This is a genomic window from Paenibacillus terrigena DSM 21567, from assembly GCF_000374845.1.
GTDB classification, from domain to species: domain Bacteria; phylum Bacillota; class Bacilli; order Paenibacillales; family Paenibacillaceae; genus Paenibacillus_K; species Paenibacillus_K terrigena.
In genome coordinates this window covers 665,334-679,334 of record NZ_KB895413.1, presented here as the reverse complement: position 1 = coordinate 679,334, position 14,001 = coordinate 665,334, and the positions used below count along the sequence as shown (strand labels likewise).

Annotated in this window: 8 protein-coding genes; all 8 read right to left on the bottom strand. The window is 47.2% G+C overall.

Annotated features, from left to right (window positions below):
* Positions 1 to 7: 7 nt before the first annotated feature.
* Positions 8 to 2,719 (bottom strand): DNA mismatch repair protein MutS, encoded by a 2,712-nt coding sequence (gene mutS / locus C558_RS0107275; protein ID WP_018755593.1) that lies wholly within the window; start codon positions 2,717 to 2,719, stop codon positions 8 to 10.
* 57 nt (positions 2,720 to 2,776) lie between these two features.
* Entirely contained in the window at positions 2,777 to 4,303 is a 1,527-nt protein-coding gene (locus tag C558_RS30635; protein ID WP_018755592.1) for a putative amidoligase domain-containing protein, read from the bottom strand.
* A 193-nt stretch (positions 4,304 to 4,496) separates the two neighbouring features.
* The gene (locus tag C558_RS0107265; protein ID WP_018755591.1) at positions 4,497 to 5,057 is read right to left on the bottom strand and encodes an outer spore coat protein CotE; all 561 of its coding nucleotides are present in this window, start codon (positions 5,055 to 5,057) and stop codon (positions 4,497 to 4,499) included.
* A gap of 112 nt (positions 5,058 to 5,169) precedes the next feature.
* A complete protein-coding gene (locus C558_RS0107260) occupies positions 5,170 to 6,117 on the bottom strand; it encodes an aromatic acid exporter family protein (RefSeq protein ID WP_018755590.1) in 948 nt (315 codons plus the stop codon).
* 80 nt (positions 6,118 to 6,197) lie between these two features.
* Positions 6,198 to 7,007 carry an ABC transporter permease gene (locus tag C558_RS0107255; RefSeq protein WP_018755589.1) on the bottom strand — a complete coding sequence of 270 codons (810 nt, stop codon included), beginning with the start codon at positions 7,005 to 7,007 and terminating at the stop codon, positions 6,198 to 6,200.
* Positions 7,007 to 7,792 carry an ABC transporter ATP-binding protein gene (locus C558_RS0107250; protein ID WP_018755588.1) on the bottom strand — a complete coding sequence of 262 codons (786 nt, stop codon included), beginning with the start codon at positions 7,790 to 7,792 and terminating at the stop codon, positions 7,007 to 7,009. Before C558_RS0107250 ends, C558_RS0107255 begins: the two co-directional genes overlap by 1 nt.
* Before the next feature lie 18 nt (positions 7,793 to 7,810).
* Positions 7,811 to 8,809 (bottom strand): ABC transporter substrate-binding protein, encoded by a 999-nt coding sequence (locus C558_RS0107245; protein ID WP_018755587.1) that lies wholly within the window; start codon positions 8,807 to 8,809, stop codon positions 7,811 to 7,813.
* 271 nt (positions 8,810 to 9,080) lie between these two features.
* Entirely contained in the window at positions 9,081 to 13,979 is a 4,899-nt protein-coding gene (locus tag C558_RS32465) for a glycosyl hydrolase family 95 catalytic domain-containing protein (RefSeq protein WP_018755586.1), read from the bottom strand.
* Positions 13,980 to 14,001: the final 22 nt, after the last annotated feature.

Here is a 14,001-nt window from a genome sequence, read left to right as displayed (position 1 = left end):
TCGTCCGTTACGATAAACCTTTTGCTTGCTGCTTCAGTTCATTCAACAACTGCATCGCTTGCAGCGGCGTCATATTCATGATATCCGCAGCTTGCAGACTCGCGATGACACGTTCCGCACGTGCATCCGCCTTCTTCACAGGCTTCGATGAAGCGAAATCTTCATCGCCGAAAATGGACAATTGCACAACGCCCTCACTCCGCTCAACTTCCTGGAGTTGCTCCTCCTTGACCGGATCAACCACATTAATCGTTGGGTCCGTCTGTGCCGGTACTTCAGCAGCTGACGCCGTCTCACGTACGGCTACTTCTCTCATCTCTTGCGTTGCTTCTGCATATTCGAACCCTTGCAGCAGGGTATACGCCCGATCAATAATCAATTCAGGCAACCCAGCAAGCCGCGCACAATAAATCCCGTAACTTGTACTCGCTGCACCGGGAATCAATTTTCTCAAGAAGGTCACATCATTGCCATTCTCTTGAACCGCCATACAATAATTGCGGAGTCCACCTAGACTGCTCTCCAGATGCGCCAGTTCATGGAAATGTGTCGACACGAGTGCTTTACAGCCAATCCGATCATGCACATATTCGATGACGGCTTGCGCAATGGACATCCCTTCGCTCGTTGACGTGCCGCGTCCTAATTCATCAATGATGACGAGACTGCGCGGCGTAGCTTTCTCCGTCATCACTTGAATGTCCATCATTTCCACCATGAACGTACTCTGACCGCCAATCAGATCATCAGCCGCGCCAATTCGTGTGAATATCCGATCGATCATCGGGATCTCCGCGTGCTCTGCAGGAACGAAACATCCCATCTGAGCCATAATGCAGATGAGTGCGACTTGACGCATGTAAGTACTTTTACCCGCCATATTCGGCCCTGTAATCAATAGAATCTGCTCTTGGTCACGAATCAGCTTCGTATTATTGGCGATAAATGTTCCACCGTTCATGACGGCTTCAACGACAGGGTGTCGGCCTGCCTTTACAATAAGATCTCCGCTATCGGTCAATACCGGCTTCACCATACGGTGCTGTGCGCTTACGGTTGCAAGCGATTGATAAACATCGACCTCAGCAACTTTCTCAGCAAGCTTCTGCAATCGTGTAATTTCGCTCGCTATCCGGTCCCGAAGCTGTACGAATAGACTATATTCCAGATCCACCATTTTCTCTTCTGCTTCCAGAATCAGTGATTCCTTCGACTTCAGCTCTGGAGTCACATACCGTTCTGCATTAGCTAGTGTCTGCTTCCGCTCATAGCGGCCTTCCGGCAAGGAACCAATCTGCGATTTCGTTACTTCAATATAATAACCGAACACTTTGTTAAACCCGATTTTCAGCGATTTGATACCTGTTGCTTCCCGCTCACGGCGCTCCAAATCCGCAATCCACCGTTTGCCGTTCACATTCGCTTCGCGCAGTTGATCCAAATGTTCATCATAGCCCGCCCGAATCAATCCACCATCTCGTACAGAAATCGGGGGCTCATCCATCACAGCGGCCTCGATCCAGGAGAGCACATCGGAACAACTATCCACATCGGCCGCCAACTCCCGCAAAGTTGTCGAAGGCGAATTCAAGCACAATTCTAGCAAAGCCGGAATCTGCTGCAGCGAGGTCCGCAGTGCAACCATATCTCTACCATTGGCATTCCCGAAGGCAACGCGACCTACAAGACGTTCAAGATCATAGATTTCTTTCAATTGCTTTCGTATATCTTCTCGCACGATAAATTGATGGAACAGCTTGTCTACCGCCTCGAGACGGGATTCAATCGCCGCCCGCTGCATTAATGGCTTATCAATCCATCTGCGCAATAATCTCGCACCCATTGACGTCTCCGTCTGATCCAATAGCCAGAGTAGAGATCCCTTCTTCGCTCGTTCGCGTACGGTCTCCACCAATTCGAGATTCCGCCTTGTGAACGGATCCAGAATCAAGAAATGCTCCGGCTCATAACTGCGAATCTGCGTCAGCTGCCCGAGAGACCGCTTCTGCGTCTCATTCAAATAAGCAACCATCCGCGACACGACACGCCGACGCACCGTCTCCAGTCTGGACCATGCCGAATCGCCAAATTGGCGCACGACAAGAGCATCGTCGCTCTTCAGCCACGACGTTGTGAGCACCGGCTTCCCCGCTAACGTAAATTCTTGTCTGACATGTGATAACAATTCCTCGTCACATAAAATTTCGGAAGGGGTATATATGTTCATTTCATCGAGTAATCGCTCATTGGAATAAGGGAACGAAGTCACATATAACTCACCCGTTGATAAGTCACATGCGGATAAGCCAAGTTGTCCATCCAGCACAGATAGACAGACCATATAGTTATTGGCAGATTCATTCGAAGTTCGGCTGTCCATGACCGTCCCCGGCGTCACCACACGCACAATCTCCCTGCGCACGACGCCTTTCGCGACCGAAGGATCTTCCACCTGCTCGCAAATCGCCACTTTATATCCTTTTTCAATTAATCGGTGAATGTAGTTTTCAGCAGAATGATAAGGAATCCCGCACATCGGAATTCGCTCTGTTGCGCCGCCTTCACGGCCCGTCAATGTGATCTCTAATTCTTTCGAAGCAAGAATCGCGTCATCGAAGAACATTTCATAAAAATCGCCCAAACGGAAAAATAAAAACGCATCCTTAGCGTCAGCTTTAATCGATAAATATTGCTCAATCATTGGCGTATATTTGGCCATGTCCGAACCTCCACCTCTTTCATTACCGTCTCATTATAACAGAAATGACGAGACAGATCATTGAAAGGGAGGGATTTTCCACAGCTTGCGAATATCCTGCTGCTCATCCCATGGAACACGTTGTCTAATCCGATCCATGAGCGGTTCAATATAACGGGCATATTTCCCGTAGGACGGGAGGTGAGATAAATCATCATATAACGGTTCGAAATAATCGGCAAGGAACTGTGAATTGCCTTCATAAAAAGCCTCTACGACACGGTCGTCATTCGTATATCGACGCGTTAGAAGGCGATATTCCAATGCGACGAGCTGCGCAAGGGCAATAACCCCTTTGGTCACAACAGGTGAGACCAACCAGCTCGGTAAGGTTCGGTATTCGAAGCCACTATGCGGTTGAACGCGAAAATCCCCAAGTATACCATACCTTGGTCTTCGTCTCGCCGACGTTTTGGCTTCAATGATCGCAATTGGGAGTGCAATATAATTGTCTAGCACACGAAGCAGCTGTGCATTTAACCACAAACCGCTAAAATGAATATGACCACCAATTGCAAGTCCAGGCAGCGGCATGCCGCCAGCCAGCCAGCGTAGATTGGAATCTGGAATCGTTCTTGCCGCCAATTGCATGGTGCGCATTAATTGAATGATCAAATCCCGCGGCTCTTCACGCGGTTCAGGCCTGAGCTCAACCAATGGATAGATCGGTGAATTCACGGTCACCGTCTGCTCTATCCCTTCATCATCCAAGCGATTTCCGTTGCTTCGAACCCAGACGGCATCACAGCCGACAGGCCCTTCCTTTGGCAGAAATTTCGATGCAGATACGGCCTTGCCTTGGTCCGCATCATATAGTATAAACTCAGGGTCCATCCCCAGCATGGCAGGTGTTGATCGCTCTGCTTCATCACGAAATCGATCGCGATCATGAAGCATCGCTTGGGCATAATGCCTTGCTAGTTCCTTGGAACTGAGCTCTGGCGGGGATAGCAATGACTCTACCACTACCATCCCACCGCTCTGCTGCTGCTCAATATGAACTTCCCCAATATCCCAACCAACGCAATAGAGTGCGCGAATTGCCAATCGGCAAATACGACGAATGACAGCATCTGAGCGGTCTAAATCGATAGGCTGATCCGAAGATAGGCCACTTGGCCCTAAAAGGACACAACGAAAAACAGCGAGCACACGCAAATGATAGACATGTACTTTATAACGCCGTATGCCCTTCTCTTGCGAGATAGGTACTCCATGCCGAGCTAATATTGTGCTTAGATCCACGTCCTGCCGGCGTTGTAATTGTGATGCATCACAGTTCGTTCGGTAAATGAAGGATTGCGGTTCATGGAACCGTGCAAGCCATTTGGAGGTTGTCGCATCCGTTCCTTCCCAACGAACCCACATCAAGGTTTTCGTTGCTTGAGACGACCTCATGCGGGGCACCGGATCATCTGGTTGTCTTGTCACTTTTCCCTCCATGCCGCTAACCTGTCGAAGCGCGTGTATCAGTTCATTTGGCGGATGCATACTGGCAAATTCGAGAGCCATTCCTTCTCCGTCTGTCCATATCCAAGTATTCATCAAGCCACCACCCCGTCTCACGCACACCAAAGCTTCTGGCAAGCAGCTGCCCCGAAACCCACATACAACGCCATTCGCATTCAACCCGTGAATTTCATTGATTCGTGTAACTGATTTTTATATTTCAAAAAAAAGGAGGGCTCCTGCCCTCTACACCGCCCCTCTAGATGCATATATTAGACTAACGAGTCCCTTACACTTCATCATCGAGCAAATCCGGATCCAGATCATCATAATCGCCGTCTTCGTAGCTGAAATCGTAATCTTTGTCATCATGATCCGCGCAACCATTCGGGCAGACCTTGACGCAGACTTTGGTCTCAGCGATCATCTCAACGGCAAACTCGCGTTCCACACGGATCGATACACTCGACTTGTTAGAAGACACGCTCGCCTCGACGCAGTTCGGTTCTTGCGTTGCCTCCGCAGCAACCTCTTGCGTCGACGCTCTATGTTTCGGATCCAGATACGACAGTGGAACGTGTTCTACATATGATACCGTTTCTTTGGCTACATCAGTTTGCGAGTTTTTGTCGTATGAATACCAAATGTTGATATCGTAAGTACCAATAACTTCAATGCCGTCGCCTGCACGAACTGCTTCGTACTGATGGTTTATAACCCATGCCCCCAGGATGCTGGTTGGATTATGAGGCGGAGTCACGGTATGTGTTACGGTAGAGAACTTACGACCCTTGCCGCAGATTGCTTTCGTAATAATCTCTCTACATTGATGTTTATCTGCTAATGCCATCCTTTTAACCTCCTCCATACAATCATTCATTTAAAGTGTATGCAGGATATAGGCGAATGTTGATAAAATGGTCAAACATAATTTTATATGATTCTCATCTAATTAAATAGGATCATGATTGACGTTGCTTATCCTTCCGTGCAATCGCCAGAAACTGTTGTAACTCGCGGCATAATTGAAGAATGGCAGAGCGCACCTCGAATTCCGAACGCGTTACAGGAAGCGGCATTTGCTTCGCTTCATCAATGAATTGATTTAATTTCGTCTCCGACAATCCAGTATAATAGCTGATTTTGACGTCATCACTGAGCAAATGAAAGAGATCTGCTGCCTGATCGCCTTGCGGGAGATTCTGATATACATGGGAGAGCAGATCGAGCATTCGTTCTACCGAGTTCAGCTGCTGCTGTCGCATATAGAAATAGATATACCAGCCTTCATCGGTACGAAGCATCTGATTGTCAAGTCCACGCTTCGAGAGCGCAATTCCTTTCGCTACAACCCGCTCCACCGCGAGAAGCTCTTGACCATCCCAGGCATAGTTCACATCGCGCAGATTCCGTTCGATTTGCACAAAAATATCGGAGAACAACTGGTCCACTTGCGTCCGTAAAACGATCAACTGCTTTTCCATATTCGGCATATAGAGCAAGTTCACGAGCGTCGCAGATCCAAGTCCAATGCCTACGGACAACAGCTCATACCCTAGTGTATGAAGCGTCAACGATTCCGCGCCAAAAATATGGAATACGGCCACCGTACTCGGAATAATGCCATCCTTCATCCCGAAGCGAGATAAAAGTGGAAATGCGATTAAAATATAGACCGCTAGAGCAAATATTTTGAAACCGAGTATGTAAAATATGAGACTGCCCAACAGTAGAGCAATGATGGAAGCGCAGAAACGCTCCGTGACGACCCGGATGCTCCGTTTCCGTGTCACATCGACACCTAGAATTGCAAGCAGCCCCGCTGACAGCGGAGCTGGTAATCCAATCCACTGCGCGATAAGAATCGCAAGCAACGTGGCAATGGCTGTTTTTACTACACGAAATCCCATTCAAGTCAACCCACTTTACAAAAGATCATTGAACTCTATGGTACTCTATTTCGCGCGAAGGAACAACTTGGGGACATCTCTCAGGTTAGCTTCCGTTCCAGATAAGCGACGAATTGATACATCACCGTTGCGACGACGGCAATCAGGACTAACGTGGAGAGGACCAAGGTGAAGTTGAATACCTGGAACCCATAAATAATAAGATAGCCAAGCCCTACCTTCGAGACAAGGAATTCCCCCACGATCACACCAACCCAGGCCAAGCCGACATTGACCTTCAATGTCGATACGATAGCTGGGAATGATGCCCGCAGGATCACTTTATAGAAGACATCCCGTTTGCTCCCTCCGAAGACACGGATCACTTTGACGTAATTCGGATCAACCTCGCGAAAGCTCTGATAGACCGTTAATGTTGTAATCATGACAGTAATGGACAAGGTTGTAGCAACGATTGCCATAAAACCCGGTCCGAAACCTACAATAAATAACGGTCCGAGCGCAACTTTCGGCATACTGTTGAAGACGACCATATAGGGGTCGAGTACTTTCGCAGCAAAATCCCACCACCAGATCATCGCAGCAAGCGCCGTTCCTAGCAGTGTCCCGAGCACAAATCCGACAATGGTCTCGCCTACCGTTGCGCCTAAGTGCACCCAAATCGATCCATCTAACATATCATGATAAATTTGGGTAAACACTTTGCTTGGATAACTAAATAGAAGCACATCAATCCATTTATTGCGGCCAGCGACTTCCCAAATAGCAAAAAATACGATTAGAATCAGCAATTGTGTACCCAATACCTTCCGCTGAATTTTCCGCTTGCGAAGCAAATGCGCTTGATGAAGCTCTTGAATCTGGCCGTTACCCGCTGAAGTCGATTCCATTACGTCGTCCTCCTTTCCGTCGATTCAAGCTCTTTCCAGACTTCATGGAATAAGGCATTGAAGCCTTCCTGCTCGCGTGCATAGAAAGGTTCGGCATTCCGAATGGCATCCGGAATCTGGAATTCCTTCCGGAATCGGCCTGGATGAGACTCGAGTACGATCACACGATCACTGATCGCGACGGCTTCCGAGAGGTCATGCGTGACAAGAATCGCCGTTTTCTTATGCTGCTTCATCGTGAAGGCCACGAGATCTTCAAGCTGCAGCTTCGTCTGATAATCAAGTGCTGAGAAAGGTTCATCGAGCAGCAGAATATCCGGCTTGGTCGCGAGCGTTCGAACCAAGGCCACCCGCTGACGCATGCCGCCAGATAATTGATGCGGATACAAATTGGCCGTATGCTGCAGACCCATCTCTTCTAATAGATGTAAGGTATAGGCGCGAGAAGCATCATCCTTCTGTCCCGTGAGTTCCAGTCCGATCATCGCATTCTCCAGAATCGTACGCCATGGGAACAGATAATCTTGCTGGAGCATATATCCGACGACGGGCGTCGGACCTTGTACGGCTCTTCCGAGCACATGCACCTGACCCGAAGAAGGCAGCAGGAGACCTGCTATCATTGAGAGGATTGTCGTCTTGCCACACCCACTCGGCCCTACGAGACTGACGAATTCACCGGTTTGTACCGTGAGGGAGAACCTGTCAATCGCAAGCGTTGCCTCCCGATCTGTAACATATACCTGTGTAACGTCTTCAAGACCGACCACGGGAACATCTGACATGGTATCTCCCCCTCCTCATTACTTCATGGACTTTGCTGCAAATGACGTATCTACAATGCTCTTGTACTCGACCTTGGATTTCAATTCCCCTGCGGTCGACATGACATCCATCAAGTTATTCCATTCGGACTCATCCAGTATCGGATCCGTTGCATAAGAGCCCTGTTCCTTATAGCGCTTCACAACCGAGACGGCAATGTCCCGATCCGTATCCTTGAAATACGGAAGAATCGTATCCGCAATCGCTTCCGGACTATTCTCCTGCACCCACATTTGCGCTTTGTGCACCGCATTCGTGAATTTCTGAACGGTATCGCTGTTCTTATCGATGAAGCTCTTCTTCGTCATGAATACGGTATATGGCAATTTACCGCTCTCTACACCGAATGAAGCGATGACATGCCCCTTGCCTTCCTTCTCAAAAATCGATGCCTGCGGCTCGAACAGCTGCACATAATCTCCAGTACCGGAAGCGAAAGCCGTAGCAATATTCGCGAAATCAATGTTTTGAATCAAATTGAGATCCGCTTGTGGGTTGATTCCGTGCTTCTTAAGCGTAAATTCTCCCGCCATTTGCGGCATACCGCCCTTTCTTTGACCGAGAAAAGTAGAATTCTTCAACTGATCCCAGTTAAACGAATCGACCGGTTTTCTGGAGACCAGGAACGTACCGTCCGTCTGCGTAAGCTGCGCGAAATTGATAACAGGATCATCCGCCCCTTGCTGCGCAACATATACTGATGTCTCCGAACCGACGAGTGCAACGTCAATGACGCCCGATAGCAGCGCTGTCATCGTCTTATCTCCGCCTGCTGTCGTCTGCAGGTCCACATCCAGCCCTTCATCCTTGAAAAAGCCTTTGGCCAGCGCAACATATTCCGGCGCGTAGAACATGGAGCGCGTCACTTCACCGACTTTGACCTTCACTGATTCGCCTTTCGAGCCTGAGCATGCCGACAGCACCATACCGCTGAGCATCACGACCAGCAGCAAGCCAATCCATGATTTCCGTTTCAAATAAACCCCTCCCTGACACATACTTTGGTATTAACAATGTATGCACTCGCCTAGGAAAGGGTTAATTGACCAATAGCGAATAATCGGAGATGAGAAAAACTTCTATCGATGTATTCTCGAAGATGAGCGACCGCGTTCAGCGGTTGTTTTTATCGCCAATCAAAAAGAAGTTTTCGCTACATATGCGAAAACTTATACTTTCTGATGTGGTAAAAAAAGAGCCCGCTGTTCTAGACAACGGACTCTCTACCCCAATCGGGATATTATTTCATTATTGAATAATCTTCTGCGCAATTGCCGCCAAGTCGCTAATATCAATTACGCCATTGTTGTCAAAGTCAGCCATGCGCAGTTTATTCCAGTTCGGGCTATCCTTAGTTGCGCCATAGTTTGCAGCAGCAATCGCAAGGTCACCGATCGTGACTTTGCCGTCGCCGTTCAAGTCGCCATTCGCAACCGGCTGTTGCTCCTTCACCACTTGTACGGTAGAGCTCGCATTTCCGATGGTCATCTCTGCTCCTTCGGCATCCGAAATCATGACCTTCGTCATCGAAATGACACTATTTACCGACGCCTCAGCTACTTCCTTCGCTTTGAACGTCAGTTCTAGGACATTCTTCGTGCCTGTTACGGCATTGCTCGGACCTTCGCTTGCGACGATAAACCGCAGCTTGCCATCCGGCGTCGTCTTCTTATCGATGATGCTAACCCCTAGAATGAGGGATTTCGCAGACAAGAACTCGAGCTTAGCCGGATCGAACTCGACTGATAGATCTTGCGCATATACCCCTTGCGTTACGCCGCTGAGACCGACTTGCACGTTGAATGTTTTGCCAGCAGTTACGGTAGCTGGCGCCGTGATGGAGCTGGACGGCGCAGCCGTTGCTGCGGCATCATCGAAAGCTTTAACCGCGGATTGAAGCGCTGCGATTCCGGCTGTCACGTCTGCCTGCGTTGCTGCTGTATCGACAACGCGCTCTGCTACTGCAATCGCTGTTTTCAACGCATCTACAGCTGCTTGCGGATATTGGCCAGGCTGATTACCAACGACGGCATGATCCACTTTGACTTGAGCTGCTGCAATCGCTGCCTTCAGCGCTGTTGTATCCACCACCGTTGATTTAGCGCCGTAAGCTTCAAACTCACGGAAACCTGCCCACAGTTCCGGATATCCCATAACCGTTACCTTGATATATTGGGCACCCTTTGCCGTCCAGTTATCTTTTCTAACTTTTTCGATGTTGGTTGTGTTATTCATATGGTCAATTACGGTGGTCCAAGTTGCAGCGTCGCTTGAAACCTCAATTTTATACAACATGGCCTTCCCGCCGTTTTCAAATATGACCTTTGAACCTGTTACATCATATTTCCCGCCAAGATTCACCAGCCAGTAGTGTGGATTCTTATCATCCGCTACACACCAACGCGTTGACTCATTCCCATCGTTGCCTGCTGATGCTGGATTGTTGCCCTGCTGGCTATCTGAAGTAGCAGGTTTGTTGAGTACAACATTGCTTGATTCCGGTAAGATTACACTCTTCGTCCCACGAACTCTTATTTCATTCATCGAAGCGATTCCTTCTGTAAATGTTACCTTTACATACCTTACTTCTTGATTTGAGACTCGATCCGTTTTCACCTTGCTGGATTCTGCATCCTTCGTTCTATCCACTGCTTGCGTCCACACCTTGTTATCACTCGAAATTTCAACCTTGTACTTGCTTGCATTTTCTGCAGCCCATTCAAGCTCGATTTCAGTTACGTCATACTTCTCTTCCAAGTCTACCGTCCAAGTCTTCATCGGATCATGATCTGCAGCCTTCCATACGGTAGCTAGATCGCCATCGTTAGCCTTCGAAGCCTCATGGCCTGCTTGTTCACTGCTTGCTGCAGCTGGCTTATTGTCAGATACAACCGGTGTGGAATCTGCATAAACTTCAAACTCACGAAAACCCGACCACACGGCCGGATTGCCTGGCACCTTAGGACTTCCTGGGAATGTTATTTTTATAAATCTGACATGTTGAGCCGACCATTTATCTTCAGTTGCTTTTTCAGTTACAGAATGACTGTCATACCGGTTCACTACCGTCTCCCAAGTATTACCATCATCAGATACTTCCATTTTGTAATACATTTCTTGATTATCAGATTCCCAAATCAACTTGGAACCTGCAATATTATAGGTGTCTTGTAGGTCAACCTTCCACCACTGCACTTGAGAAGGCGTATTACCACACCATCTGCTTTGTTCACTGCCATCATTGCCATATACAGCTAAGTTATTTCCTTGCTCACTGTTCGTTGTTACTGGCTTTTTCAAAGCGATATTTCGCTTGATTGCCTTTATCGGCTTTGACTGCATACCTTCTTTATGATCTTTGACAGCGGCAACCTTATAATAAATATTTCCCAAGGAGGCATCCGCACCGATATCCTGATATTTGGCAGCAGTTAAATTGGAAGCATATAATTCATAAACTCCGCCCTCAACCATATGGTACAAGTTGTAGGTTACACCTGAATCTGCAACAGCATTCCATGTCACATCAACCTTGTGGTCATCCAAGCGGTATGCTTCTAAATTCGTTGGTGCAGTTAGCCTCATTGGAATGTTGTTAATTACATATTCTGCATCCTTTATTGTGTTCAATTCAATCGTATTCGCATCAATGACAGTAAAATCAACATTTGCCCCGTTTGACTTTACCGATGCGTGACCAATTCCAGGGTATCTTACTTTTAAAGGCTTGCCAGAACGAGAACGAACCGTGAATTGATTCAAATTGTTGTCTGACCAGACCGCATCACATTCAAAGTTGCCAATGGCTTTAAGCCCTGTATATGACCCTGCAGCCCAATCTTGCGGCAATGCTGGTAATGGCTTGATATATCCTGCGTAGCTCTGGATCAGCATTTCGGCTACACCTGCGGTCACACCACCGTTAGCATCCATCTGATACACAAAGCCCAAAGCACTGCTCATTAGGTTCTGCAGCATGGCATATTTAATCGCATCCTGGTAAAGTGTTAATGCTCTATCGCCATCTCCGATCCGTGACCATAACAGCATTCTCAATGCCATACTCCAACCGTTGGCATCCCAGCCCATGTCACCTCTTAGTTCTAATGACTTTATCGCTGCATCCATCTGCTCTTTATCTTCTTTCGTTATCATATCCCCATTGTAAAGCCCCATTAATTGGCTTAAATGTCTGTGTGTCGGGTCACCTATGGATGTTCCGTCGGTACGTTTGTTGTATTCATCCTCTTCACGCCATTCTTTGATCTGACCTGATTTACCGATTTTAATAGGATCCATTTTGGCTAAAATGGCTTCAAGTTCAGCTCTTAAATCATCATCCTGTCCCATGACCTTACTAGCTTCTACTACATCTTCCAACAGCATATATGCGAGAGACATATCATATGTCGTACCAACTCCTACGGGACCATGTTCGGGCGAAGTTGAAGGAGCTGTAACATACTCACCTGTGTTCGGATCTAGAACTAAGAAACCTTTCCAGAATTTCGCCTGATCTCGAAGGATCGGGTATATTTGCTTCAATATCTCTCCATCTTGCGTGTACTGATAGTAATCCCAGAGGATCATGCTAACCCATGCTGCAGAACCTGGCGCTAGCCCCCAGTCAATGCTTTCTCCTGGAGCTGTCATACCAAAAATATTCGTCGTATGGTTGACGACCCAACTGCCATTATCTACACCAAAATGTTCTTTGGCAGCGACTTTACCAGGAGCCATTAAAGAACGAAGGAATGGAATCACTGGATTAGCCGTTTCATCGATATTAGTTACAAATGCAGGCCAGTAAATCATTTGCATATTTACGTTCAAGTGGTAATCGCTTGCCCACATCGGTTTATTACTGTTATTCCATATCCCCTGCAGGTTAGCAGGCAATGAATTTCTGGATGATGAAATTAATAAATAACGTCCAAACTGGAATAACAGCGTTTCAATATATCTGCTTTCCTTTTTACCTGTCTGATAGTCTCTCATTAATTCATTGGTAGGTCTATTCGCATCTTCAATACCACCTAAGTTTAAGCTGACCGTATTGAATAGGTGTTGGTAATCTTGCATATGAATTGCTTTAAAATCGGAGTAGCTCATTTGCGAAACGGTGTCAATTCTAGCAGCAGCTTTGCTCATGGCCACATCACCATTCGGGTCGTGATCATCAAGATAATCAACCTTCTTAAATGAATCTATACTTTGTATCAGCTTACTTTCTGTTTGATCATAGTTTGTTCCGGCAGTCATATACAACGTAACATCTTCACCATTTGCGACAGTTACTGTCCCATCCGAATTCGTCGTAATGTCTGCATTGGGAGCAACGACCTTCATTTGAACAGCAAACTTCATTTGACTTCCCGCAACCGTACCCTGGCAGCTAATAACACCATTTCGAGCTGTTGTTGTATAGGTTTTCCCTACTTGAGAATAGGGATTGGCACTTGCATCAGGCGTTAATTTCAACTTAAACCCGATTGCATTATCCTTGTCAGATGTTAAGTGAACAGCCATCACATTGCCTGGATTGCTTGCCAGATATTCACGTGTAAATTTGATACCATTGTTCTCATAAGCAACCCTTGCAATTCCCTCATTCAGATCCAATTCACGCCGATAATTCGTTGGATTTGGGGTACGTGCGTTACCTGTAAAGTCAAGCGTAAAATCGCCTAGATTTTGATAAGCCTCCAAGCCTCTCCCTGTTCCAAGTAATTTCTTCGATCGCTCATAAGCTTCATCCAATTTCCCTGCAAACAAAGATTCTCTTACTTCAGGTAAAGCCTTATACGCATCCTTTACAATGCCTCCCGTATAACCTGGAGTATTGGGGCCGCCCGTCCATAACGTGATTTCATTCAACTGAACTTTTTCTGTTTCCGTCCTACCTAGTATCATGGCACCCAAATTTCCGTTGCCGATGGGCAATCCATCGTACAACCAATTGCTACCAGGCGTCTGATACCATAGCTTCATCGCATTACTGTTATTAGCTGAAGAATTTGTATCTCCGACTCTTGTCTCCGGTCCATCTGATGGAAGGCTTTGATAAGCCATCACTGGTGCAGACGTAACCATCACTGCCGAAGCTAAAAAGGCAGCAAACCATATACGCAACTTGTTTGTCCTCATTTATTATTCATCCTCCCGACTC